This window comes from Algoriphagus sediminis, from assembly GCF_030403435.1.
Taxonomy (GTDB): Bacteria; Bacteroidota; Bacteroidia; order Cytophagales; family Cyclobacteriaceae; genus Algoriphagus; species Algoriphagus sediminis.
Genome location: NZ_JAUEPH010000002.1, coordinates 172766 through 199516, shown reverse-complemented (window position 1 = coordinate 199516; position 26751 = coordinate 172766). Strand labels below are relative to the sequence as shown.

Genomic DNA, 26751 nt, shown 5'->3' with positions numbered 1-26751 from the left:
AGATCAGAATCTGAACACTACTTCTCCGCCGAAGGTAGCTGGATTTCCTAAATGAGAAGCGCCAAAATTATAGGCATAATCCACATAGACCTCATCGGTAATATTTCTTGCCCAGAAATACACCTCCCAAACTCGGCCAGTAACCCCTGCTTTAGCATTCAGCAGACTGAAAGAATCCTGGGAAATGGTGTTTTCAAGATTGTAAAATTGCTCTCCAAAGGCTTGCCATTCTCCTCTTACAAACCATCGTGCAGTAGAAGAATTAAAAAACTGTGGCGTCCATTCCAAACCTACGAACGAAGTGTATTCAGGTGTAAATATTTGCTTATTTCCAGAGTAGTCCACCTCACCATCTTCACCCGGAAGTACTAGTTCATCATAGGTGGCATTGGTGTACCCAAAATTCCAGTCAAAAACCAAGTTTCCAGTGAGTAATGCTGTAAACTCAGATTCAATACCTTGGCTGGTCACATCACCCGCATTGCTCGTAATTACAATAGCATCAGGTAAAATCAAGGCAGGTACCTGAACATCAGAAATTCCAGATAAGAAAGCAGAGACATTCCAACGAATTCTTCTTTGAGCGAAGAAGTTTTTCACTCCTATTTCAAAATTATTTGAGAATTCTGGATCATAAGCAAAAAGTGGTGGTTGAGATGGGTCAGAGCCTATCTGTGTCAATCCACCTGGTCTATATCCTCTGCTATAGCTTAAATACCAATTAGATGTTTCTGATGAAGCATAAGCCAGAGAAACCTTAGGAGTCACAGCAGTAAAATCCACCGTTCCTGTAGTATCCGGTTGGGTGACCATTGGGTCACCAGCTCCGAAATCTAGCTCCTGACCAACGGTCAATTCCTTTTCTTCGTAATCAAGTCGTAAACCACCAGTCAGGATGAATTTGTCAGAAAGTTGATAAGCAGCCTGACCGAAAACAGCTAGGCCGGTAGAACCTTGAATATTGGTACTTATGTTGGTGAAATTGGTTATTGGAGAACCAATCAGACCTGCATCCTCACCAAAGAATATTCCTTGACGTGTGGGAGCATCTGAGCTGAATCCGAATAAACCAACCTGCCAGTTCAACCTGTCAGAGTTTCCAGCAAGCCTGAATTCCTGTGTCCAGATTTTGTTGGTATTCCAATCCTTACCATAATTATTAACAATAGAAACGGCATCGATAGGGCTAAAATCTCCATCGATTGGCTCACGATAGTATCTCCAATTAGTCTGATAAGCTGTAATGGAGGAGAATTCCAGGTTTTCCCATTTCTTCTTGATCACCATTGAAGTATTGGTAGTATTATCTACCATTTCGGTAGTAGCGTTTTGATTCACCACAAAAGGATTTTCCCGAGCAGAATCAGGATCCGGTGCCAAAGCAAATGGACCATTATTTCTGTTTGCTGTGGACTTAAAGTTCAAAGCCAGTTCCCATCCCTTATTGAAGTAGAAGAGCAAATCCGAATTAAAATTTGTTACCCTTTGCTTATCAAAGTTGGAGTCATTATACAGATTCGTGTAATAACCATCAAGTCCTTCTGTCACTGCAGAAACACCGAAGTAAATTTTCTCGGGCTTTATCATCGTTTTGACACCTACAGAAGCTCGAGTCAGACCATAATTACCAAAAGCCACCTTGGCAAAGCCTGTGAGTCTTTCTGATTGCTTTTTGGTCTTAATGTTTATTACTCCGCCCATGGCATTTCTCCCATACAGGGTTCCCTGCGGACCACGAAGCACTTCAATGCTCTCAATATCGTTCAGTGTGAAAAAATAAGTATCTAGACCAAACTGATTGACTCCATCCACGTAAGTGGCCACAGCCGGCTCGTAAGAAGTAGTAGTAATTCCTCTCATAGAAATAACATTTCTGTTATCTCCGGGATTAGCAAAATAAAGATTAGGTACTATGGAACGTAGCTCGCGAACATTCCAGATATTTTGTCTTTCGATTTGTTCTGCATCAAGTGCGGAAACCGAAAAGGGCACTTTTTGTAGATCCTCTGGTTGTTTTTGAGCCTCCACAGTGACCTGATCCAGCTGTCTTTCAGGAATGGTATCATTGGTTTGAGCTTTGGCCGAAAAGGCCGATACAAAAACCAATAGAATGACCAGACCCAGTTGGGTGATTTCTTTTTTCATGGGTGAATTGAAAATTATTTTTTGAATTGAATTGAGTACAGGTTAAAGGTATTCCAAATGGAAACATCAGAATTGGCCTCGAAGATAAAATAAAGGTCTTGAATGTCCCCAGACTCCTGCAATTTTACTTCCACAGGAAACCAATTCCGCTTGGAGCCCGCAGGTCTGGAAGCCTGACTTAACACCTGGGTGGAGGCGATAATTGGACCATCGAGAGACCCGGCCTTTACGACAATCGAACCCTCCACGGATCCAGGGTTCAACATGAATTCCAGGCCTTTGATATCTTTCAAGTCGACCCTTTCCATCCTCATCCAGCTATTATTTTCAGTGAACTTTAGGAACTGATCCACATCGGTATTCGCTTTAGCGCTTCCCTTATATTCATCAGCCTGAACCGCTGGAACCACGGGATGACGTAAAACTAACTGACTTTGGCTCCTGATCGGAGCAATACCATTACCACCCTTATCCGAATAGGCAGCCTGAACAAAATAGTAACCTTCTTTTTTGTTAGGCTCATCTAAGGAGTAGATTCCTGAAAGTGGCAATTTTTCGTTCTTGAAATCCGGATTTTCCAAAGTCAAAATAAAGTCTACCATCTGCTCTATTTTTCCATCTTCAATATGAGAATGAGCAGGCATTATTCTTTCGCCCCAGACTCCTCCACTTCCATTTTTGATCTTGTCATAAAGATATCCAGACGCGTCTGCTTGATTCAGGTATTTTTTAGAAACCTCTGTGTAGCTAGGACCTACTGACTCATTTGCTATGGCATGACAGCCCTTACATCCAGACTCATTAATATAAGTCTCACCGATCGAAATCTCTTCCTCTTGATGCCCAGTCTGGATTAGATCAAAACCACCTTCCAGATAATCGATGGAAAAGGAAATTTCATCTTCATTGATTTCACCGTCTTCAGGATCCATCACCTGAACCTCATAATTTATTTTTTCATCATCAAAGAAGAAGCTTGTATTGCCTGACCACTCTATGGCCACAAATGGAGGCGTATTACCAACCTCTACCTTTAGTTTGGATTCAGAAGACAAGCCCTCCGAATCAGTGATAGTTAAGGTAGCATCGTACGTTCCGTTTTCTTGAAAAACATGCACAGGATTTTTTTCTTCTGAAGTCCCTCCATCTCCGAAATTCCACGAATACGACAATTGATCTTCAGGATCAAAATCCTGACTGCCTTCTGAAGAAAAATTCACTGATAGTGGAGCTGCTCCCTTTTGGACAGAAGCTGATGCCTTCGCAATTGGTTTTCTGTTTCCAGGAGCAAATTCAATAACATAAAGGCCTGAATCGTCATTTTGAGCTCTCCAGAAAGTTCCATATTCCAAGAGATACAGAGCCCCATCTGGGCCAAACTGCATATCCACAGGCTTATCAAAAACCGTAGATGGCATAAACCTTTCCATGGTATCATACTCGAAATTCTCGGTCAAAGAGACCGTAAAAATCCAATTTCTCATCCAATCGTAGATGAAAACCTTCTCATCAAAATATCCAGGAAATCGAACTTCACTATTCTCGTAATCCTCGCGATAGTAAACTGGACCAGCCATAGCATTTCTCCCGCCCTCTCCTAACATTGGAAATTCTTCAGATTCCCGATAAGGGTACCAAATCAAAGCGGGCTGAGCTTTTGGCAAAAGGGTAAGTCCTGTGCTGTTTGGGCTTGTATTTTCAGGTGCGTTAGGATCAAATTCAAATAGACTTTCCTGCTTTGCAAAGTCGTATTTCCAGTATGGTTTATTATTTCCAACGAAATAAGGCCAACCGAAGAACCCTGCCTTGGTAGCCAGATTTATTTCATCATGGCCTTTTGGACCACGTCTCATACTATCTACATCCGCGTCCGGACCAACTTCCCCCCAGAAAAGATTGCCATTTCTCTGATCAATAGAAATTCTGTATGGATTTCGATTTCCTTTTACATAGATCTCTGGTCTGGCATTAGGAGTACCTTCGGGAAATAAATTTCCTTCGGGAATAGTATAAGTACCATTAGGCTGTGGGGTAATTCGGATTATGCTTCCCCTTAAATCATTTGTATTTCCTGATGAACGCTGTGCATCCACATTGGCCGGTCTTCCTGGTCTTTCATCAATCGGGTTGTAATTATCCGATTCAAATGGTGTGCTATCATCCCCAAGCGAAACATAAAGGTTTCCTTCTCCATCAAACTCAACAGAGCCACCGGAGTGGCAGCAACCCCTGAATACAGGGACTTCAAGCATAATTATTTCAGTACTTCTATCTAGAAGGCCTTCCACCAAAGTAAATCTAGAGAGTCGATTAATGGGAGGACCATCAAGTGGAGCATAGTATAGGTAAATCCACTGATTTTCCTCAAAATTAGGATCCTTGGCCAACCCTAATAAACCATCTTCCCCATCAGGATAAACCTCAAGAAAACCGATTTCTACCAACTCGTTATCTGATCTATAGAACCTTTTAATGGATCCATTCCTTTCAATGAAAAGGATATCCCCATTTTTTAGGACTTCTAGCTCCATCGGCTCATTCAGTCCTTCCACCAAAGCAATTTTTGTGAAGCGGGTTTCCTCTGGTTTCACTTCAGCAAAAGGATCTTCAACCTTAGGGGCTGAGCAGGCAAAGGCCAGTAGGAAAATAAGAATTGAAAGTAATCTGAGATTCATGGGTTTACTGAATTAGGACTTCGAAGATAATCAAAGGGAGGTCTAAGTCAGTTCACTTTTTTAAATGCCCAAGAAAAACCTGTCCTTCGGGTTTTCTGTTATTTCAATGGTCTTTAAAAGCAGACATGCACTGATCTTTTGGAAGATCAGCTTAACAACTTTTATCACCATAAGAAAATCTAAAGAACCAAACTTGCGTCTAAGCGATGAACACAAATTAAAATTAACTTGTTTAAGACACGAAACATAAATCCGTAGATACCCAAATGAAATCAAACCCTATGTTTACATCAATCTTAACCACACTAATTGTCGCTGTGATTGGAGCTTGTTCCTCACCACAGCAGGCAGAATCCGAAGCGACTCCTGAAGTACAGGAAGTGGCTCAGTTTTCAGGAAAAACCGAGTTAGCCACTTTCGCGGGAGGTTGTTTTTGGTGCGTAGAAGCACCTTTCGAAGGAATAGATGGAGTTATTTCTGTAATCAGTGGATATGCTGGTGGAAAAGAAAAGAACCCAACTTACAATGAAGTGGCAAGCGGAATGACCTCCCACCGAGAGTCAGTCCAAATCACCTTTGACCCTGAAGTCATTAGTTACTCCGAACTGGTAGATATTTTCTGGCAGACTTTTGACCCTACAGATGTGGGAGGATCTTTTTACGATAGAGGTAGTCAATACGAATCAGCCATTTTCTTCCATGACTCAGAGCAAAAAAAGGTAGCAACAGAGTCTAAAAAAGCTCTAGATAATTCTGGGAGACTCGACAAAAAAGTGGCTACACCAATTATCAAATACACAAATTTCTACCCAGCTGAGGATTACCATCAGGACTATTATAAAAAGAACCCAACAGAGTACTATGCTTACCGAACAGGTTCAGGCCGAGATGCCTTTATCAAAAAACACTGGCCAGAATTAAGTTCGGATAAATATACTGCCAAAAGTAAGTCAGAACTTAAGGAAACCTTAACTCCGCTTCAGTATGAAGTAACCATGGAAGATGCTACCGAATACGCTTTTTCCAATGAATACAACGGAAATAAGGAGGAAGGAATCTACGTGTGTATAGTTTCAGGTGCACCACTTTTCAGCAGTAAGGATAAGTATGAATCCGGATCTGGCTGGCCTAGTTTCACCAAACCAATTGATGCCAGAATCATCGACAAGCCTGTTGATAAAACATTAGGAATGACTCGAGTAGAAGTCAGAAGTAAGTTGGGAAATAGCCACCTTGGACATGTCTTTTATGATGGACCAGAGCCAACTAACCTTCGTTACTGTATGAATTCTGCAGCCATGAGGTTTATACCTAAGGATCAAATGGAAGCCGAAGGATACGGAGAGTTTATTTGGTTAGTGGAATAGGTTTAAAATCTAAAAAAGCCCGGAAATGGATTTTCAGGGCTTTTTTATGTCAATATTTTTCGAAAGGTCAGGTTTATTCTGGGCCTGGAAACTCTTTTCCTCTTGGGTAATTGATGCTCCCAAAAATGCTGTGTAGCTCCTTTCATGATTAGAAGGCTTCCATTTTGAAGCATAATTTTTCTTTTGATTTGCTTTCTTTCATAGTGCCTGAATTGGAACTCTCTTTCCTCACCAAAACTTACAGAAGCGATCACTGGATTCTTGCCCAAAACCGATTCATTATCTCTGTGCCAACCCATGGAATCCTGACCATCACGATAATAGTTTAGCAATACGTGCGTAAACTCCTGACCTGCCAAATCCTCTACCCTATTTTTGATGCCTTGTAAGACTGGTATCCATTCATGTGACTCCATCTCAATTCCTGAATATCCGTAGGGAATATCAGGATTTCCGTAAAGGGCAGTCAGCCTGGGCTGCATCACCTCTTTTCCGAAAATTTTTATAGGTTCTTGTTTCCAAATGACCTTTTGCCGTAGATCCAAAAAATGCCGAGCACTTTCTTCCTTTGTAAAGAACTCTGGAAAATAATCTGCTTCTCCATCGAAAGGGATAAGGTTATTCACTGAATCAAAGAAAAGTTTTTGCTGCATGGAGATTTAACCTGCTAGGAAATCATAAGTTTTATTGCCTATTTTTCGAAAGCAAAACGACGTACTATTTCATGAAAAAGGTAGCCTGGATTTTCGGTCTGATCATCATTGTCATATTTACTGGCATAATTTGGTACAAATTTTTCTTTGTTTTTGGTGAAGGCGTCAAAGCCGGAAGTCTGAATTACTTCGTAAAAAAAGGGGTGATTTTCAAAACTTATGAAGGCAGGGTGGTCCAGGAAGGTTTCCAAAGTCCAAATGCCGGAGAACTTCAGAGTAATGAATTCAGATTTAGCGTGACTGATGAAAAAGTCGCCGAGCAACTAGAGAGATCATCAGGAAAGTTTGTCGAACTTCGCTATGAAGAATTTAACGGAATGCTTCCCTGGAGGGGTACGAGTAATTTTCTGGTCATTGAGGTTTTGACAGTAAAAGATTCTCCCGGTCAAACCAACACTGAACTCCCTTTCAGCCAGTAGTTATTCTCTAGTCCAGTAATCGACCACCAATACCTCTTTAAGATGAGGGGTGAGTAAGTCACCAAAGGCCTTATGATCAGGATGAGGTAGGTATTCGTCTCTCGCCTTATCTGAGTAGAAGGTCAAGGTAAAGGCATGGGTCAAGCCTCTGTTCAATCCTTCTGGACTTGAATTTTCACCCCATTCAAACTTTTCAATTCCTGGTATTTTATTTTGTAAATCCCTGAAAGCATCCACAATTTCTTTGATTTGTTCGGGAGAGGTTCCTTCCTTAAAGGAGAAGTATACTCCATGTCGGAGCACTGAGTCAGGATTGTTTTTTTCCATCTCTTGATTATCTTCCATAACTAATCCCTTATCGTAATTTTCCTCGATTTCTTGAATTTCAGATTTTTCGGAACAACTAAATAAAATGATTCCTGCCGAAACAAATAGAAATATTTTTTTCATACTAAATACTTTTTAAAATTTAGATCAAGCTTTATTCTGATAAGACTGGTTCTCTAAATTGAACCTGTTTCAATTAACTCTATTTCTGTGAAAGTAGCTTTTTTTAATACAAAACCCTATGAGCAAAACAGTTTTGAAGCTCAGCTCAAAAACTCCAATCATAAATTCACATTTTTTGAAGCGAAGCTGGACAAAGAAACAGCAAAGCTAGCAGAGGGTCATGACGCAGTATGCAGTTTCGTAAATGACCATTTGACTCCATTGGTCTTAAAAAGACTGAAGAATTGTGGAATCAACAACATTGTACTTCGATGTGCTGGTTTCAATCAGGTGGACCTCCAAAGTGTAAAAGAGTTAGGAATTAAGATTTGTAGGGTTCCTGCATATAGTCCTGAAGCGGTGGCCGAGCATGCCATGGCTCTTATCCTTGCGTTGAGTCGAAAGACACATAAAGCATACAACAGAGTCCGGGAAAACAATTTTTCTTTAGCAGGATTAACGGGGTTCAATCTTCATGGTAAAACCGTCGGGGTAATTGGAACCGGAGCTATAGGTAAGGCTTTTGCGAAAATTGCGCTTGGATTCGGCTGTGAGGTAATTGCCTTTGATTTATACCCGAATGAAAAGTTAAAAAAGATCGGGGTGAAATTCTTAGACCTACAAGAAGTTTTGGATAAGAGTGACATAGTTTCTTTGCATTGCCCCTTGACCGCTCAAACTCATCATCTAATCAACAAGGATTCCTTGGCAACAATGAAAGATGGGGTCACTTTAATCAATACAAGTCGAGGAGGACTGATCAATACGAAGGATGCAATCAGCGGCCTGAAGCATAAAAAAATTGGGTTTCTAGGAATTGACGTCTATGAGCAGGAAGAAAATCTGTTCTTTGAGAATTTATCTGAGGAAATCCTAATGGACGAACAGATCACAAGACTCATGACATTCCCAAATGTTTTGATCACAGGTCACCAAGCTTTTTTGACCCATGAGGCTTTAGCAGAGATTACCCGTGTGACATTGTTTAACCTTGACCAGCTCGAAGCAGGAGTAAGCCTTGAGAACGAAATCAAGGTTTAAACTTGCTGAGATAATAATTAATCATCAGGTTGATGTGCCACATCCCAACCTTATTGTAAAGCTGATTCGCTTCCAATGGGTCATTTCCGAGGGCTTCCTTATTCATGGCAAGAAGATGGAAATTTAATCGTCCAAAAGTCTCCGGATTATATTTTATGCCCAAATTTATTTGCCTATAGGAAGGGAAATTATACTTGTTTGCAGCAGCATCATCTATATCCGGAAGGATATGAATTCCAAAGTGTCCATATACGGAAAGTGGCAAATTTTTAAAGGAATATTGGCTATACCAGGTGGTAGCGAAAACATTTTCAAAACCCTCGTTTCTCTCCCTTGGAATAAAGGTCATCCAAGGGTCTTTTCCCCATTCCCTTGGGCTCAGCCAGCGACCATTCCCATCCAAATAGGTAAGACCCATTTTATGCGTCCAAGCTTGGGATTGAATCCCAAAACTTCCTGATAGATATGCATTCTGATCATTAGGGTTCTTATACCTGAACTCGGAATCTTTATTACCTCCTTGGGAAATCCCATGCTGATATCCTGCCTGTAATGCCCCAATCCATTTTCCATTCAGCTTCGGGCTATCCCATGAGGTTTTATAATCTAAAGTGAATGTGTTGGAAATATTCTGTACCAGAGTCTGGGTGAAGCCGAGATTACTTCCTGACTCAAAATCTTTTGAAACCTGAATTATGAAAATATAATCTGAAGAGGTATTTCCAGCATAAGATGATGGCTTTCCAGAAATATCACGCCCCTTAGGATAAACACCTATACTCTGACCAATGTGCAACCATTCTGAAGTTCCCCTGATACTCATTTGATTTATCCACCAGGCTTGAATATTAAATGATTCTGGTTTCACCCAAAAAGTCAGACCCTCCACTCCGGTGGGAGAAAGACGACCATCTTGAGGGTTTATCCAAGGAGTATTTATCCCAAACCTCCCAATCTGACCTCCCCAGTTTTTCCCCTCATATTTAAGATTGAAAATCTCTAGTTTTCCAAAATAATTATCCCCAGGGTTTAAAAGGTCAAATAAACCGGTTTCATAGCGATTTCCTTGACCTGAAACTGGGTCCGGCTTCCAGATATCAGAGCTGACTAAATTACCAAAAACTCTATATCCAGCATGGAATTCAAAGCCTTTATACTTTGCTTTACCCCCGAGATTTAGGCTAGCGCCCAAAGCATAATCATCCTTAAAATCGCTTGGATAAGAGGTGCTCATCCAGAAGGTTCTGAAGTGAATGTCAGGGCTAAGTTTAACTTTTTGGACATCCTGAGCCCAGGCTTGTGAGAAAATGACAAGCCACACTAAAAGGATTAAGACTCTTTTCATTGCTGTTCTTTCGCCTTAATTATTGCTTGATAGGGTCCGTATTTGTGTTCTTCTTCAGAGAAGGAATCGGCGTAGGGACCGAAGGGATGATCCATTGGCTTTTTAGAAATATCGGGCCAGTCACCAGACATATTTTTAGTTGGTCTCTCTAAGCTATTTACGTAAGCAGCTACATCCCAGGCCTCTTCATCTGTGAGAATTGGGTTTTCGTAAGTCACACCAAATGGCATATTGGCTTTCACATATCCTGCAAATCGGGACATCCGGTAAAGACCTGCTTTGTCATTATAGCTATGCTCTCCCCACAGCGGAGGATAAACATAAGTCCTGCCATCCATGGCAAGCATTCCCTGTCCATCTTCCATGTGACAGCTTTTGCACTGGTTATCATAAACAATTTTTCCTTTCACAGGATCCGCAGCCCTATCCAGAAGAGGGACACTGTATAGTCCGGCTCCATTCGGCTTTACTCCTTTGGGCACATCCTTCCCTAGCCAAGTCATATAGGCCAACATCGCCTTCATTTCTTTGCCATTCACGTCAAGCTTATCCCCATTTAAGCTTCGCTCAAAGCAGTCATTTATGCGCTTTGGAATATCTTCCATTTCTCCCGATCGATTTCGAATCTTTGGATACATAGAAGCTACTCCTCCAAAATTATTTCCCAACGGAATACGGCCGGCATCCAGATGGCAATTTTGGCAATTCAAACCATTAGAGATTTGGAGAACCTTTCCTTGAGGACCCAAATAATCAGCGGTGTTTGCTAATAGATCCTTGCCATATTTGATTTCATCTGCATTGGGCTCATTATCCACCGTGGACCATTCTGGTGGTAACCACATTTCTGATGGATCTGCCAGAGCTTTGGACACCACAACGGCTGGGATTTCCGTTAAGGGAATATTTTCCTCTTCTATGAATTCAGAAAAATCATAATCCGACATGGAAAGGAAAACCGTGACACCCGCCACAAGTGTAAGGCCCACTGTCAACACCAAAAGACTGATCATTAAAACAATGAGCTGGAGTATAGAATCTGAAGGCTTATTCATAACGCTAATTAATATTACAAAATTAGCCCTTGCCCAAGGCAATTCATGTGATGAATATCACAGGATTAACCATGAAAACACTCAATTCCATAAGCTGGTAAAGACTTTGATACCCTGGATAGCACCTTCCAAGTAATGCCCAGAACCTGTGGGTAATTGCCTGATATCCAGCTCATCTCCAAGGTGGCTTTCTGAAAGATAATTGATCAAGCAGTGCTTAGCCGGTTCCCTTTCGGAATAGGTTATATTTTCTGCCCAGCGTAAATAACTAGTGTTATTCACGTGCTGGTAAAGATCAACATCAGTCGGCTCGACTTTCTTGTGCCTGATGGAAAAGTCTCCATTCAGTACTCTTATTTTTTCTGGCTCCCAATTCGGTTTCAGTTTGGGGTCAAAAAGGCTTTCCGGCAAAACCACTTCTGGGTTTTTAGGTCGCTTAGTAGCTGAATCTAGAAGCAACCAGCTGCTCATCCCTTCCACGAGTTTTTCTCCTTCTGAATCAGTCAGGAGAAACTCACGAAAGGCAAAAATTTTATTCACCCCTCTTCCAGCTGTATAAAGCTTAAAATTGTCACCCCAGGTTGGGAGCTTTTTTGCCTTGATTTCTAATCTGGCCAGGGCCCACATTAGCTGGGATTGATTGATTTCTGTACCGAAACCTCCCGAATTAGCATGTCTCCAAGCAATTTCCTGAAACCAATCCGCTAATGCATGTAACCAGATTTTGCCATCAGGACGAACCTGAAACGATTGGACTTCGGCTTCTATGGAAAATTGAAACCCCCTTAAGTCTTTATTCATTTAGCTTAATTTCTGTGTATTTACTTCAAAAACCTCTTTGCGATAACTTGAAAGAATCATTATTCCCAGTCCATTCAAGGCAATTAATGCAAATGAGACCTGAAGATTAAAAATATCAGCAATAAACCCAATCAAGGGTGGTCCGATCAAAAATCCAAAAAAGGCTATAGTAGAGACAAGAGCCAAAGCCACACCCGGAGAGTAAAGACGAGACCGACCTGCAATGCTATAAGACATGGGAACAATTGCTGCAACTCCAAATCCCACGAGAAGAAAGGCAAAAGTGGAAACCCAAAAAGTGGGAAATAGGACGGCAATGGCCAGCCCTGTAAAGATCAAAAAGCCGCTGAAGCGGATGATCTTTATTTTTCCTATTTTTCTAGTCAGTAGATCAGAAAGGAACCTACCTGAAGACATGGCTCCCATAAACACCACATATCCTGTGATTACCCAAGACGGATCTGCCATCACTACCTTTTTGAAATAAACACCACTCCAATCAAACATACAGCCTTCGCACATCATACCCAGAAACGAGATCATCCCAACTCGAAGAAGAAGGTCATCTGGTTTTTTAATAATTAATCCTCCCCCAGCATGAGTATTCTTCTCCTTCACGATAAATGGTCGTGCAGTTAGAAGAACCAAAACGGAAAAACCCATAATTATCGAAAAATGAATCGCAGGATTAAGCGAGAGCAAAATCATTCCAGCTCCTACCCCTGCGCCAACAAATCCAGCCGAACTCCAAAGCCCATGAAAAGTTGCGATGATGCTTTTTCCTACATCATCTTCCAGAGCAATAGCCTGAGTATTCACCGCGATATTCATCACATTTCCTAAAAGGCCGAAAAAAACTAAAATGGGTACCAATACCCACGGGCTAGGGCTCCAACCCACTAGTGCTAATGAAACAGCATAAAAAATCCCTCCAATTGTAATAACAACCTTACTCCCATACTGATGAACCAACCAGCCTGCGATAGGGAGTCCAATTAAAGAGCCAAAAGGAAGGCAAAGTAAAAGTGATCCTAACTCCCCTTCCGAAAGATCAAAATTCGATTGGATATCAGGAATTCTGGAGGCCCAGCTTCCGAAGCATAAGCCCAAAAAGAAAAACAGGCTACCCAAGGCTAATTTTCGCTTCCCAAATGAGTGCATAAATATTCAGGTCTTAAGAAAGCGAAAAGGTAATAATATCAATGTGGAAATAGTGGACCAGAGATATAAAAAACTATTTGGGCATACTTGTGTTTCTTACGCAAAGTGTAGATATGGAATTTGTCATTGTAGGGTCTATAGTTGTTGTCATCATTTTTTTTATTCGCTTTGTGATTAAGCGGGTTTTTGACTAAAAAAAAGCCGATTTGTTAAAATCGGCTTTGACTATTTTTCTGACATCAATTCGGAAGTTTATTCGAAAACTTTCCGTAGACCCAAGTACCTACCAATGCACTTATCAGAGTGACCAGCACCACAGTGTATCCACTACCAATCTGGGCGAACAAGGGTCCTGGACATGCTCCGGTCAAGGCCCATCCTAGACCGAAGATGAAACCTCCGATCACCTGTCCTTTTCTAAATTCCTTCTTTGGAATATTGATGGTCTCACCATGAATGGTCTTAATATTAAACCGTTTGATGATTTGTATCGAGATAATCCCCGTCACCACTGCTGACCCAATCACTCCATACATGTGGAAAGATTGAAGTCTAAACATTTCCTGAATTCGGAACCAGGAAATAATCTCAGCTTTGACAAAGACAATTCCGAAAAGAACACCCAAAATCAAGTATTTCAGCAATTCAAGTCCCTTGTCTTCGTGCTTTCTTAAGTTGGGAGCCTCACAATGAGGATCCTGTATCGTTGTTGGCTTTTCTACTACTTTCATCATTTATCAATTAAAATCCTACCAATTTCATTAAAGGCTCAAGCAAAACGTGCGTCATCAAGAAACCTCCGATCATAAAGAAAACCGTGGCTAGCACCGACTGCCATTGCAGAGAACTGATTCCCATGATTGCATGTCCAGAAGTACAGCCACCCGCATAGCGAGTTCCAAAACCTACCAAAAATCCTCCAATCACAAAGAACAGAAGCCCTTTGGCAGTAAATAGATTCTCCCAGGAGAAAATGTCAGCTGGCAATAGGTTGCCAAAATCAGTAACACCTAATGCTTTCAAATCTGCCTGAGTTGCTTCTGAAACAATAATTGAATCAGGGTTTGCCAAGAAGTTGGTTGCTACAAAGCCGCCAATCAATACTCCTAGTACAAATAGTAGATTCCACATTTCCTTTTTCCAGTTATATGTAAAGAAGGGGATCCCTGCTGGGACACACATCGCACAGACGTGTCTTAAGGAAGAAGAAATACCGAAGGTTTTATTCCCTAATATGAGAAGGGCCGGCACAGTCAATCCAATCATAGGGCCAGCCACATACCAAGGCCAGGGCTGCGAGAGCCAATTAATAAAGTCGTTCATTTCTATTGATTAGTGTTTAAAAAGGGCTGAATGATTCAGCCCTTTAATTAATACATAAATGATTTTCTAATCCATTACCCAAACTTATAGAAGGGTAGTTGGGCAAACGTAATCTGAAACTTCAAATTTGCCTGATTCTTTGATGGCTTTAAACCCACCATCGATATCAATGAGCTTATCAAAGCCTCTTGCCCGAAGTGCAGAAGTAAAGATCATGGACCGATATCCACCTGCACAATGTACATAGTACTCTTTATCCTTGTCGATTTGAGCCATGCTATCGTTGAGATAATCTAAAGGAGCATTCTCTGCATCCAAGACATGCTCTGAATCGTATTCAGACTTCTTGCGAACATCAAGAATTGTCGCATCAGGGTTTTCCTTTTTAATTTCAGCAAGCTCTTCCACAGATACAGACTTTATAGAATCAATTTCTTTACCCGCAGATTTCCAAGAAGCTATTCCCCCTTTTAGGTAACCCAAAGAAAAATCATATCCCACTCTAGCAAGACGGGTAATCACTTCTTCCTCGCGGCCTTCATCAGCAACTACAAGAATCTCCTGCTTCACATCAGGAATCATGGCTCCTACCCATACGGCAAAGCTTCCGTCAATACCAATATTCACAGAATTTGGGATAAACTCCTTAGCAAAAACCTGAGGGTCCCTGGTATCTAAAATCAAAGCTCCAGTCTCATTCGCAGCCACCTCAAACTCCTCAGGAGTTAAAGGATTTATTCCTCTCTTCATCACCGTATCGATGCTATCATAACCTTCGATATTCATCATCACATTTTGAGGGAAATATGCCGGAGGAGGTGTCAATCCAGTGATTAATTCTTTAATGAATTCCTCCTTGGTCATATCTTGAAGGGCATAATTGGTCTTCTTTTGATTGCCTAGAGTATCAGAAGTCTCCTTGCTCATGTTTTTACCACAGGCAGAACCTGCACCATGGGCTGGATACACGATGATATCGTCAGCTAAAGGCATGATCTTTTCTCTTAAAGAGTCATAAAGATGACCTGCTAGTTTCTCCTGGGTTAAATCAGAAATTACTTTTTGGGCCAAATCTGGTCTTCCTACATCTCCAATAAATAGTGTGTCTCCAGTGAAGATGGCTTCAGCTTTTCCCTCCTCATTGTAAAGAAGATAGCATGAACTTTCCATAGTGTGACCAGGCGTATGAAGCAACTTGATTTTGATTTTTCCAAGAGTGAATTCCTGATTATCCTCAGCGATTAAGGCATCAAAACCTAGTTTCATACCAGTAGGACCATAAACGATCTTAGCACCAGTTTTCTCTGCAAGGTCTTGGTGACCTGATACAAAGTCTGCATGGAAGTGTGTTTCAAAGACATATTTGATCTTGGCATTTCTACGCTCTGCCTTCTCAATGTAAGGTTGAACCTCTCTTAATGGATCAATTACGGCTGCTTCACCTTCTGATTCGATGTAATACGCACCTTGCGCAAGACATCCTGTATAAATTTGCTCGATTTTCATAGCTTAATATATTTCTGTTTTTAAAAGTTATTTATTCCTATTGTCCAGACCAATGACTTTCATCATGCGGTCTCCATAATTTTATTTTCGATAATACCAGTTAATTGATGTGCAGGTAAAACTCCTGATTCCCGCCATAAGATTTTTCCTTGTTGGAAAAGAATTAAAGTGGGTACTCCACGAACCTGAAATTTACTGGCTGCCATTTGATTACGATCCACGTCCACTTTTACGATCTTTACCTTGTCACCCAAGGCTCTGGAAGTGTCTTCAAGGATCGGTTGCATCATTTTACAGGGTCCGCACCAAGTCGCAAAAAAGTCGACTAAGACCGGTTGATCCCCTTCTATTAATTCTTGAAATGTTTTAGCTTTCTCTTTCATAAGACGATTATTTAATCTCATCGGTAACAAAAGTAAGGTCTTTGATAGTTCGAAAAGGTAACGAAAGTCACATAATCGGAGCATGCCGGGGATATCGTTTAAAAAGTGCTAAAAAAACCGTGTTTGGTTATTATTTTTTTATTTTCGCCCTGCCAAAAAGAGACTAAATGTTGAATTTCAAACGCATTAATAATATAACTGGCTGGGTCGTTTTCGGTCTGGCCACTTTGGTTTTTGTTCTAACGGTAGAAGATACAGCGAGCTTCTGGGATCCGGGGGAGTTTATAGCTGCATCCTACAAGCTTTCCGTGCCACACCCACCTGGAGCACCATTCTTCCTTCTGGTTTATCGGTTCTTTAGCTTTTTAGCATTAGGTGATTCTCTGGAGATCGCATATTGGATGAATATAGGTAGTGCCTTGTTTTCGGGTTTTACTGTTCTTTTTTTGTTTTGGTCCATTACCCTATTTGGACAGAGACTGTTTGGGATTAAACCGAATGAAGAAACCAAAGGCCAAACCATAAGCCTGATGGGTGCAGGAATTGTTGGATCCTTGTGTTACACTTTCTCCGATAGCTTTTGGTTTTCAGCTGTTGAGGCGGAGGTATATTCTATGTCTTCATTCTTTACCGCAATAGTCATTTGGGCTGTTCTGAAGTGGGATGTTATAAAGGATCCAAAGGAGGAAAACCGTTGGTTGATTTTCATCGCCTATTTAGTAGGACTTTCTATTGGTGTCCATTTGCTGAATTTGGTAACCTTACCGGCTTTGGCCCTAATCTACTATTTCAAAAAGACCAGTAAAATCACTTTGAAAGGAGGAATAATAGCCTTCTTACTAGGTGGAGTAGTTTTGGTAATTATAAATAATCTCATCATTCCGGGACTTCCAAGTGTGGCAGGAAGCATGGAGATTTTCTTTGTGAACTCACTGGGGCTTCCCTTCGGTTCAGGCATTATTTTCTTCGCGATACTATTCTTCGGCGCTCTAATTTACGCTTTTAGATATTCTGCAAAAAAGGAGTTAGCCATTCTGAATACAGCATTACTTTCACTGACTTTCATTTTGATCGGTTACGGTAGCTACGCCCTCATAGTCATTCGGGCAAATCAGGACCCAGTGATTAATGAAAATGCTCCAAAGGATATAATTAGCTATGTTTCATATTTAAAGCGAGAGCAATATGGCTACAGGCCACTTTTACATGGTCAGTATTTCACAGCAAGGCTTGTGGATCAGGAAGAAGGGGCTCCGATTTATGCAAAAGGGAAAGACAAGTACGAAATCGTAGATTATTCATTAGTCAACACCTACGAGCCTGAGAAAACCACCATCCTCCCTAGAGTTTATTCCACCCAGGAAAATCATAAACGAATCTACAGACAGAAATTAGGACTACGTGAAGGGCAAGACCCCACATTTGGAGACAATCTTTATTTCATGTTCTCCCATCAGCTAGGTCAAATGTACTTCCGATATTTCATGTGGAATTTCTCTGGAAGAGAGTCAGATTTCAGCGATGCTCCATGGATTGGATTGACAGACGCTTTCAGTGATAAGTTTCCGGACTACATTAAAGAGAACAAAGGGCACAACCAGTATTTCATGCTTCCTTTGATTCTAGGTCTTGTAGGATTCTTCTTTCAGGCAAGAAAAGACCCCAATTCATTTTATGTGAATCTAATGCTCTTTCTAATGATGGGGGCAATTCTGGTACTTTACCTGAATTCACCACCTGTGGAACCGAGAGAGCGTGATTACATATATGTGGGTAGTTTCTATGCTTTCGCTATCTGGATAGGAATGGGGGTGCTGGGTATTGCTCATGGAATAGCCAAATACAGTAAAAATCTAGGCACGGCTGGAATAGCAGCCACCCTGCTCACCTTACCTATTGCAGGTTTAATGGGTGCAGTTAATTGGGATGATCACAACCGAACCGGAAGATACTTTTCAGTTGATGCCGCTAGGAACTTCCTGGAATCCTGCGCCCCAAATGCCATTCTGTTCACTGGTGGAGATAATGATACTTTCCCGCTTTGGTATGTACAGGAAGTAGAGGGTTTCAGAACCGATGTCAGGGTAATTGTTTTGAGCTACTTTGATACTGATTGGTATGTAGAGCAAATGGCCCGATCTGTGGATGACTCTGAGGCATTGCCATTCTCTCTGACTTCTGAGAATTATAAAAAAGGCACTAATGATGTTCTTTATGTAACAGGAGAGGATGATAATTCTGCAATCTCTGTGAGAGCCTATTTAACCCTTTTGCGAAATAACGACAAAAGGCTTAATCTACAAACAGGTGGAAAAAGCATTGTGAATATGGTTCCTTCCAGGAATTTAATACTTGATGTAGACAGTAGCTTTGTAAATAATGATGAGATAGTTCCACCACAGTTTAAAAGTCTTTTTACCAACCAGATGAACTTACAGGTGAAAGGTCAATACTTAACCAAGGGCAACCTGATGCTGGTGGATTTAATCGCAAATAATAATTGGGAAAGACCAATCTATTTCAATAATACTTCTTTAGCCACCATAGGTTTGAATCTTGATGATCATGTGGTGATGGAAGGCCTGACTTATCGTCTGCTACCCATTCAAAAACCTCCATTTATTCGAGAGGAATTAGTAAATACAAATTTGGCCTACGAAAACTTCACTGAAGTATTCAAATTCCGCGACTTGGATAATTCAGATAGATATTATGATGAAGAATACAGACGCTTTGTCTCAAATCATAGAAGTGCTCTGAATTCAATTGTCATCGCCCTCTTGGATGAGAATCAAATGGATAAAGCCAGAGATCTTCTCAATTATGGCCTGGAGGTCATGCCAGATGAAGGAGTGCCTTATGATTTGGCCAGCGGCCAATCGGTTCCTTTATTCTTCGAAGTCGGTGAAGAAGACAAAGCCCTTGAAATTATAGAAAAAGTAGCCAAGAAATCTTTGGATATGATAGAGTTTTACGATCAGGAAAATCGAGACTATGATCGTGAAATCCTGATTTCCATAGAAATGGTGAGGTACTTTATTCCTTTACTTCAGGAAAGAGGATATCAAGATCTGGCAGATGAATACCGTCGCCGCTTGGAACAATACCTGGGACCACAGGAATTTGAGGGTGATCTCCCAAGGAGGTAAAAGATAAGGCGGTTGAAAATTCAACCGCCTTTTTTATTTCTTGTGAAGGATATAAAATAAATCCAAGGCCTTTGAGGCATCATCAATCAGAAGATAATCCTCCTGAGTAATGTCAGTGACCGATTGGCCTTGTTGTTTATGGAGTTTGTTTCTATTCCTTCTATTTAAAATTTCATAAGGAATTTTGAGTAGGCTGGCTGGTAATCGATACTGCAGATTGAAGATATCATATTGCATAATCTTCTGCACAGACACACGATTGGCTTCATGGTAAGCCCATACTTTTTTATTACCACCAATTCCTCTTGACTCCACCTGATCAAACACTTCATTGCAAAGCTTGGTAAGTTGTTCCGGTTTATACTCCCGGATATGCCAAGGATTTCTTGAAAGAGTAAAGTTGATATTCGGGGTGGAGATAATAGCAATTCCACCGGGCTTAAGTACACGGTAAATTTCCTCCAGAAAAAGTTTATCGTCTTGAATATGTTCGATTACCTGAAAACTCACCACAGTATTAAAAGAAGAATCCTCAATCGTTGAAAACGGGGGTATTACGGCTTGCTCAAATTTAGTTTTCAGATGCTTTTTTTGAAGACTATCAATAACCTCACCGATCTTATCAATCCCTAAGTAATCTTCCGCCAGGGGCAAAAGAATGTCCACTCCCCTACCTTCACCACAGCCAACTTCAAGTAATTTTCCAGAAATCCAAGGCTTAGCAGCGATATACGCTTTTAACAATCTTTGATGGATTGGATTATCACTTACCAACTTGTCAGAGGCAATTTCCGTTGTATAGGTAGCCATATAAAATTTTACTATTTTGGCAAAAGTAAGCGAAATTTCTGAATCCCAACTAGACCACATGAATCCAGGTAAACTTCTTCTTACCGCCCTTTTTTGTTTCTTTTTTCTCTTTGGCTTTACAGCCAAAGCTCAGCGGACCTTAGAGACTTTGGATCAGTCTCTACGATATTCAAGATATTCAAGACTTGGTCTCAAAATCATCCCAATTCAGACCAGGACAAATTCTTTCAAGCTGCTAATGCAGGTAGAAAAAATTGAACAAAACCCTTCATTTGATGCATTCAATTTCTCCTATACTTTACTTGATTCTTATGATCAGGAGATCACTGAGGATAAAATCATCCTCTTGTCCGAGAATGACCTGAGCATGGACACTGAACGCCACTGGGTTTTCGAAAAAGAAGTGATTCTTCCAGAAGATGTCGATACCCAGATTGCTCTTCTTTCTGTATTGGACACCCGACAGGGCGACGAATATTTATACCATATTGACCTAAAAGGATCGTATGTTTACGATCAGCCTCGATTGGGAGCTTTCTATGCCAATGGAGTAGCCTTTGATCAAACTTATATCAATCAAAGTCAATCCTTGCTCTTCGATTCCTTTGATGGTCCCAGCATTCACTCATTTTTCTATCCGATAGATTTTTCCATCCCATACCCACCAATGGAAACCAGACCTGCAAATGTTCCAAAGGAACTGGAAGTGATAGATAAAGGTGATTTCGTAGAAAACATACCCAGAAGTCTGGATGAGGAAGGTTACTATTTCTTCCAAACGGATACCAGCGAACTCGGAGGATTAATGATTAAGACCACTCATGAAGCTTTTCCGAAGGTAAAAGATTGGGAAGAAATGGTGGATATCGTTACTTACATTTCCACTCGTAAAGAGCACGAAGAATTATTAGAGGCTGAGGATAAAAAGAAGGCCCTTGACGAATATTGGATCGGTATGACCCGAAATCCAGATACCGCTAAGGAAGTTATTCGCGAATATTTTAGACAGATTGAGTTTGCCAATATTCTCTTCACTGACTTCAAAGAAGGATGGAAAACGGACCGGGGAATGGTTTACATTGTGATGGGTCCACCAAATGAGGTTAATTTTTTTGAAGATAGAGAGGTGTGGACTTATGGAGGGGATAGCCAAGCTTCAAAAATTAAATTTACCTTTGCACGGATAAAAAATGTATTGACACCCCACTATTATACGCTGAATCGCTCTAGAGCCTATCAGCCAATATGGTTCAAAAATATTTCGGAATGGAGAAACGGAAGGATGGCTTTTTAATCGAAAAAAATGCCCAGGATAAAGATTTTATTTTTGGAACCAGAGTTGTAATTGAGGCCATTCATTCAGGAAAGGACATCGATAAAGTCCTGATTCAAAAGGAAATTAACAACGATCTAACCAAGGAATTAATCAAGCTCTGCAAAACGCAAAGCATCCCCGTAGTTCGTGTTCCAGAAGGAAAACTGAATCGGATAACCAGAAAAAATCATCAAGGGTCATTAGCTCTTGTATCTGCCTTAACCTATGCTTCCCTTGATCATGTCATTGAAACCTGCTATTCCAATGGCCAAGCTCCGTTAATTCTGATTCTGGATCGAATTACTGATGTCAGAAACTTTGGAGCGATAGCGAGGACAGCAGAGTGTGCAGGAGTTCATGCTATTATTATCCCTGAAAAAGGAAGTGCTCAAATTAATTCTGATGCCATCAAAACCTCTGCAGGAGCTTTAAATTTCTTACCAGTAGTGAGAGTGAAAAATCTCTTTTACACCTGTCGTGATTTACAAAAGTCAGGCTTAGTGCTTTTGGCAGTGACAGAAAAAACCGATCAATTGATGTATGAAGCTGACATGAGCGTTCCCACAGCATTGGTCATGGGTTCAGAAGAAGACGGGATTTCTGCGGATCTTTTGAACATAGCTGATTCTAAGGTGAAGATCCCTATGCAGGGAGAAATTGATAGTCTTAATGTTTCTGTTTCTGCTGGAGTAGTGATCTATGAAGCTATGCGCCAGAGGCAAAGCTAATTAGATATAGCGACTATCTTTTTTCTTTGCGTCCGCTACGAATTGTCTGAATTCTTTTTCAGAATCAATAGGACAAATCAAAAGCACATTATTTTCCTCCACAATAAGGTAGTTTTCAAGCCCTTTGACCATGACTAGCTTATCATTATCCAGTCGGATGAAACTTCCCTTGGTATCATAAAGTATGGTATTTCCGTCTATGACATTTCCATCCGGATCCTTTGTTCTTATGTCATGAAGGCTTTGCCATGAGCCCAGGTCTGACCAACCTATATCGGCAGGAATCACATAGACCTGATCAGATTTTTCCATCACCCCAAAGTCAATAGAAATATTCTTAACCAGCGCATAGGCATTCCGAATAAATTCTGCCTCTTTCGAAGTATTGAGTGAATTCAAACCATCTTCAAAAACCTCGGCAGTATCAGGTAAATAAGTCTTCAGGGCAGAAATAAGACTTTCAGCCTTCCAGATAAAAATCCCAGAGTTCCAGAGAAAATCTCCACTTTTCAGAAAAGTTTTAGCCAATTCCAAATCAGGCTTTTCAGTAAAAGTTTTCACTTTTAAGACATCGAAATTTTTTTCTTGGACGTACTGGATATAACCGTATCCCGTCTCTGGTCTTGTAGGCTTTATTCCAATAGTGACTAATCTTTGACCATGCTGGGAAGCTCTTAAGGCTTTATGCATGACCTGATGAAACTTTTCACCTTCTAAAATCAGGTGATCTGCCGGAGTAATTATTAGCGATGCATCCGGGTCTTTTGAATAAATTCTATAGGTCGCATATGCTATGCAGGTTGCCGTATTTTTTCTGGATGGCTCACAAAGAATCTGATTTTCGTCAAGTTCAGGCAATTGTTCCTTTACCTGATCGAGGTATTTTCCATATGTAATAACTATAAATCGATCAGGAGAAGCCATTTCTTTGAATCGATCGAAAGTCATCTGAAGAAGGGATCTTCCTTCTCCGAGAACATCTAAAAATTGCTTGGGTTTATGTCGGCGACTATATGGCCAAAATCTCGCACCTATGCCACCAGCCATGATGACGATGTATGTTTTTTTTCGATTGGCCATTATACAATTCCTTCCTTCATCAAATCATGAATATGTATGAATCCAGCCAATTTATCACCATCCATCGCGACCAATTGAGTAATATTATTGTTTTTCATTAGGTTCAAGGCTCTAATGGCATATTCATCTACAGAGATGCTTTTGGGTTTAGGAGTCATCACATCTCTGGCCAAAATATCCTTCACATCCAGAGTTTTTTCAAGCATTCTTCTAAGATCTCCGTCGGTAATAATTCCCACCACTTTTTGCTGGTCATTTACCACAGAAGTGGCACCCAGGCGCTTTCCTGAAATTTCTACTATTACGGCTCTTAAATCTGCGGTTTCATGAACCGAAGGTGGATCCATCTTTGGAATTAAATCACCAACCTTTAGGTAAAGTTGCTTTCCTAAGGATCCGCCGGGATGATATTTGGCAAAATCTTTAGCCGTGAAACCTTTAGCTTCTAAGAGGCATACCGCCAAAGCATCTCCCATTGCTAGGTGGGCCGTGGTACTTGTGGTCGGAGCAAGATTATTTGGACAGGCCTCCTCTCCCACCGTGGCATTCAGAACAAAGTCAGCCCGCTCAGCTAAATAGCTTTCGGTATTACTCACCAAACCAACCAGAACCGATCCCAATTTTTTAAGCAAAGGAACCAATACCTTGATTTCAGGCGTATTACCGCTCTTTGAGATACAAATGACCACATCATCCTTCTGTACCATACCCAGATCTCCATGAATGGCATCAGCCGCATGCATGTACATTGCCGGAGTACCTGTAGAGTTTAATGTAGCTACAATTTTATTGGCGATGATCGCGCTTTTCCCAATTCCGGTTACTACCACCCGGCCTTTACAATCTAATATCTTTAATACACAAGCTTCAAAATCATCATCGATATATCCAGCGATTTTCTTAATGGCCTGAGCCTCATTAAGAAGAACCCTTACCGCGGTTTTTTTAATATTTTTAGTTAAATTATTATCCATCTGTTGCCTGATTTGGCCTAGACAAAGGTATATTAAACTAGGGAATCATTCTAGCAGCAATCTCTCATCACCTTAAATGCTTTTTTGTGCAGGACATAGTAAAATCAGATCTTAAGAGGATTTTTGGATTTAGTCAGTTCCGAGGAAATCAGGAACCCATAGTGGATAACCTCTTGAATGACAAGAACACCTTCGTCATTATGCCTACAGGAGCGGGAAAATCTCTTTGTTATCAGCTGCCTGCAGTGGTATCTGAAGGCACTGCCATCATTATTTCTCCTTTGATTGCACTTATGAAGAATCAAGTGGATCAATTGAATGCCATAGGTGTGAATGCTCATTTTCTAAACTCCACCCTGAATAAGACTGAATCTAAAAAGGTCAAATCTGAGGTGGCCTCAGGAAAAACCAAGCTTTTATATGTGGCGCCTGAATCTTTGACTAAAGAGGAAAATGTTGAGTTTCTGAAATCAGTAAAACTCAGTTTTGTGGCAATTGATGAAGCGCATTGTATTTCTGAATGGGGACATGATTTTCGGCCAGAATACAGGAAAATAAAGTCGATCGTGGCACTTATAGGTCCAGACCTTCCCATCATAGCTCTTACAGCGACCGCCACTCCAAAGGTTCAACAGGATATTCAAAGAAACCTCCAGATGGAAGAGGCTGACCTGTTTAAATCCTCATTTAATCGAACTAATCTTTTTTACGAAGTACGGCCAAAAACAAAAAAGGGGACCGAAAAAAGCCTGATTCGATTTATTAAATCACATAAAGGCAAATCAGGAATTATTTATTGCCTAAGCAGGAAAAAAGTCGAAGAAATCGCGTCCTTACTCAAAGTAAATCAGATTAATGCCGCACCATATCATGCAGGTCTAGAACCGGCGGTCCGAATGAAAAATCAGGATGACTTTCTAAATGAGGATGTGGATGTGATCGTAGCGACCATCGCCTTTGGAATGGGAATAGATAAGCCTGATGTAAGGTTTGTAATTCATTATGACGTTCCAAAATCACTGGAAGGGTACTACCAAGAAACCGGGAGAGCTGGTCGAGATGGCTTGGAGGGACACTGTCTGATGTTTTATAACTACGACGACATTATCAAGCTGGATAAGTTCAATAAGGACAAACCCGTAACCGAAAGAGAAAACTCAAAAGTTTTACTTCAAGAGATGGCCGCCTATGCGGAAACATCAGTTTGCAGGAGGAAATTTATCCTGAATTATTTCGGGGAGAAGATGGAGAAGGATTGTGGGTTCTGTGATAATTGTAAAAGAAACCGAGAAACATTTGATGGGATAAACCATCTGATAACCGCACTAGAAACAGTCAAGCTATGCGATGAAAGGTTTGGCCTTGCTCATATAGTGGAAGTCATCATAGGTGGTGAAAACGAATATATCAGCAGTTATAAGCATGATGAGCTGGATGTTTATGGGAAAGGAAAAGATGAAGGGGAAAAGCTTTGGACGTCAGTCCTGAGACAAGCTATGATCCGAGGATTTCTGGAAAAAGATATCGAGAATTATGGTCTGCTGAAGGTTACCCAAGAGGGAAAAGAATTCTTAGAAGATCCATTTTCTGTGGATTTGTATAAGGATCAGGACTTCGAAAAAATGGAAGAGGAAATCGAGTCCAATGATGGAGATGGAAACACAGACCTAGCCTATGATGAGGAACTTTATGATCTTCTTCGGGCCGAGAGAAAAAGGGTAGCCAAATCCAAAGGCCTTCCACCCTATGTTATCTTCCAGGACCCCTCTCTAGAAGAGATGGCCACATTATATCCTACCACGAGAGAAGAATTGGCACAGATCAATGGCGTGGGAATGGGAAAAGTGGCTAAATTCGGGTCATCATTTCTGAAGCTCATCGCCAAATACGTAGAGGAGAATGACATAGAAACTGCCTCAGACGTAATTGTCAAAAGCTCTGGAAGCCGATCGAAAATAAAGATTTCGATCATTCAGCAAATTGATCGTAAAATAGATTTTGATGAGATCGCTGAGAATTTGAATTTGTCATTTTCCGATTTGATTCAGGAAGTGGAACAAATCATCTACAGCGGGACCAAATTGAATATTGACTACTACATCCACCATATTATGGATGAAGAAAGGGAGGATATCATTCACGACTATTTTATGACGGCTGAGGACGATAAAATTGAATATGCCTTGGAAGAACTGGAAGAGGAAGATTTTGCGGAGGATGAAATCCGCATTTATCGAATCAAATTCATTTCTGACCATGCTAATTAAAACGT

At 40.8% G+C, this 26751-nt stretch carries 22 protein-coding genes; 7 read left to right on the top strand and 15 right to left on the bottom strand.

Going from position 1 to position 26751, the window contains the following annotated elements:
- Window positions 1-3: 3 nt before the first annotated feature.
- Both QVH07_RS04075 and QVH07_RS04070 read right to left on the bottom strand, forming a co-directional pair.
- Window positions 4-2145: a TonB-dependent receptor gene (locus QVH07_RS04075; RefSeq protein WP_289998871.1), complete on the bottom strand. Its 2142-nt coding sequence runs from the start codon at window positions 2143-2145 to the stop codon at window positions 4-6.
- 14 nt (window positions 2146-2159) lie between these two features.
- Window positions 2160-4820: a PQQ-dependent sugar dehydrogenase gene (locus tag QVH07_RS04070; protein WP_289998870.1), complete on the bottom strand. Its 2661-nt coding sequence runs from the start codon at window positions 4818-4820 to the stop codon at window positions 2160-2162.
- Between the two features lie 281 nt (window positions 4821-5101).
- On the opposite strand from QVH07_RS04070, the gene msrA reads away from it, so the two are divergent.
- The gene (gene msrA / locus QVH07_RS04065; protein WP_289998869.1) at window positions 5102-6187 is read left to right on the top strand and encodes a peptide-methionine (S)-S-oxide reductase MsrA; all 1086 of its coding nucleotides are present in this window, start codon (window positions 5102-5104) and stop codon (window positions 6185-6187) included.
- A 44-nt stretch (window positions 6188-6231) separates the two neighbouring features.
- Here msrA and QVH07_RS04060 read toward each other — a convergent pair whose 3' ends face one another.
- Complete coding sequence (locus QVH07_RS04060) at window positions 6232-6840, bottom strand: alpha-ketoglutarate-dependent dioxygenase AlkB family protein (protein WP_289998868.1); 609 nt, start codon at window positions 6838-6840, stop codon at window positions 6232-6234.
- 71 nt (window positions 6841-6911) lie between these two features.
- On the opposite strand from QVH07_RS04060, the gene QVH07_RS04055 reads away from it, so the two are divergent.
- Window positions 6912-7319: a hypothetical protein gene (locus QVH07_RS04055; RefSeq protein ID WP_289998867.1), complete on the top strand. Its 408-nt coding sequence runs from the start codon at window positions 6912-6914 to the stop codon at window positions 7317-7319.
- Here the strand turns inward: QVH07_RS04055 and QVH07_RS04050 are convergent, their stop codons facing one another.
- Window positions 7320-7769, bottom strand: coding sequence for a Dabb family protein (locus tag QVH07_RS04050; protein ID WP_289998866.1), 450 nt, complete (start codon window positions 7767-7769; stop codon window positions 7320-7322). It abuts the gene before it with no gap.
- An 87-nt stretch (window positions 7770-7856) separates the two neighbouring features.
- Here QVH07_RS04050 and QVH07_RS04045 point away from each other — a divergent pair, with 87 nt between their 5' ends.
- The gene (locus QVH07_RS04045) at window positions 7857-8849 is read left to right on the top strand and encodes a 2-hydroxyacid dehydrogenase (RefSeq protein ID WP_289998865.1); all 993 of its coding nucleotides are present in this window, start codon (window positions 7857-7859) and stop codon (window positions 8847-8849) included.
- Here QVH07_RS04045 and QVH07_RS04040 read toward each other — a convergent pair.
- The 8 genes from QVH07_RS04040 to trxA all read right to left on the bottom strand — a co-directional run bounded on the left by QVH07_RS04040 (window position 8839) and on the right by trxA (window position 16423).
- Complete coding sequence (locus tag QVH07_RS04040) at window positions 8839-10194, bottom strand: hypothetical protein (protein WP_289998864.1); 1356 nt, start codon at window positions 10192-10194, stop codon at window positions 8839-8841. The genes QVH07_RS04045 and QVH07_RS04040 overlap by 11 nt on opposite strands.
- Complete coding sequence (locus QVH07_RS04035; RefSeq protein WP_289998863.1) at window positions 10191-11249, bottom strand: c-type cytochrome; 1059 nt, start codon at window positions 11247-11249, stop codon at window positions 10191-10193. Before QVH07_RS04035 ends, QVH07_RS04040 begins: the two co-directional genes overlap by 4 nt.
- A gap of 81 nt (window positions 11250-11330) precedes the next feature.
- Window positions 11331-12050 (bottom strand): acyl-[acyl-carrier-protein] thioesterase, encoded by a 720-nt coding sequence (locus QVH07_RS04030; RefSeq protein ID WP_289998862.1) that lies wholly within the window; start codon window positions 12048-12050, stop codon window positions 11331-11333.
- Window positions 12051-13211: an MFS transporter gene (locus QVH07_RS04025; protein WP_289998861.1), complete on the bottom strand. Its 1161-nt coding sequence runs from the start codon at window positions 13209-13211 to the stop codon at window positions 12051-12053. It lies immediately after the preceding gene.
- 239 nt (window positions 13212-13450) lie between these two features.
- On the bottom strand, window positions 13451-13942 hold the full coding sequence (locus QVH07_RS04020) for a DUF6691 family protein (RefSeq protein ID WP_435367056.1): 492 nt from the start codon (window positions 13940-13942) through the stop codon (window positions 13451-13453).
- A 10-nt stretch (window positions 13943-13952) separates the two neighbouring features.
- On the bottom strand, window positions 13953-14534 hold the full coding sequence (locus tag QVH07_RS04015) for a YeeE/YedE family protein (protein ID WP_289998859.1): 582 nt from the start codon (window positions 14532-14534) through the stop codon (window positions 13953-13955).
- A gap of 84 nt (window positions 14535-14618) precedes the next feature.
- Window positions 14619-16040: an MBL fold metallo-hydrolase gene (locus QVH07_RS04010; RefSeq protein ID WP_289998858.1), complete on the bottom strand. Its 1422-nt coding sequence runs from the start codon at window positions 16038-16040 to the stop codon at window positions 14619-14621.
- A 62-nt stretch (window positions 16041-16102) separates the two neighbouring features.
- Window positions 16103-16423, bottom strand: coding sequence for a thioredoxin (gene trxA, locus QVH07_RS04005; protein ID WP_289998857.1), 321 nt, complete (start codon window positions 16421-16423; stop codon window positions 16103-16105).
- A gap of 167 nt (window positions 16424-16590) precedes the next feature.
- On the opposite strand from trxA, the gene QVH07_RS04000 reads away from it, so the two are divergent.
- Window positions 16591-19572: a glycosyltransferase family 117 protein gene (locus tag QVH07_RS04000; protein WP_289998856.1), complete on the top strand. Its 2982-nt coding sequence runs from the start codon at window positions 16591-16593 to the stop codon at window positions 19570-19572.
- 33 nt (window positions 19573-19605) lie between these two features.
- Here the strand turns inward: QVH07_RS04000 and QVH07_RS03995 are convergent, their stop codons facing one another.
- Window positions 19606-20382: a class I SAM-dependent methyltransferase gene (locus QVH07_RS03995; protein ID WP_289998855.1), complete on the bottom strand. Its 777-nt coding sequence runs from the start codon at window positions 20380-20382 to the stop codon at window positions 19606-19608.
- Window positions 20383-20398: 16 nt separating this feature from the next.
- Between QVH07_RS03995 and QVH07_RS03990 the strand changes: the two genes are divergently transcribed.
- Together QVH07_RS03990 and rlmB are read left to right on the top strand one after the other, a co-directional pair.
- Window positions 20399-21676 carry a GWxTD domain-containing protein gene (locus QVH07_RS03990; RefSeq protein WP_289998854.1) on the top strand — a complete coding sequence of 426 codons (1278 nt, stop codon included), beginning with the start codon at window positions 20399-20401 and terminating at the stop codon, window positions 21674-21676.
- Entirely contained in the window at window positions 21649-22425 is a 777-nt protein-coding gene (gene rlmB / locus QVH07_RS03985) for a 23S rRNA (guanosine(2251)-2'-O)-methyltransferase RlmB (protein WP_289998853.1), read from the top strand. Before QVH07_RS03990 ends, rlmB begins: the two co-directional genes overlap by 28 nt.
- On the opposite strand, the gene QVH07_RS03980 is transcribed toward rlmB, so the two are convergent.
- Together QVH07_RS03980 and QVH07_RS03975 are read right to left on the bottom strand one after the other, a co-directional pair.
- Window positions 22426-23505 (bottom strand): mannose-1-phosphate guanylyltransferase, encoded by a 1080-nt coding sequence (locus QVH07_RS03980; protein ID WP_289998852.1) that lies wholly within the window; start codon window positions 23503-23505, stop codon window positions 22426-22428.
- The gene (locus QVH07_RS03975) at window positions 23505-24479 is read right to left on the bottom strand and encodes a KpsF/GutQ family sugar-phosphate isomerase (RefSeq protein ID WP_289998851.1); all 975 of its coding nucleotides are present in this window, start codon (window positions 24477-24479) and stop codon (window positions 23505-23507) included. Before QVH07_RS03975 ends, QVH07_RS03980 begins: the two co-directional genes overlap by 1 nt.
- Before the next feature lie 86 nt (window positions 24480-24565).
- Between QVH07_RS03975 and recQ the strand changes: the two genes are divergently transcribed.
- A complete protein-coding gene (recQ, locus tag QVH07_RS03970) occupies window positions 24566-26746 on the top strand; it encodes a DNA helicase RecQ (RefSeq protein ID WP_289998850.1) in 2181 nt (726 codons plus the stop codon).
- Window positions 26747-26751: the final 5 nt, after the last annotated feature.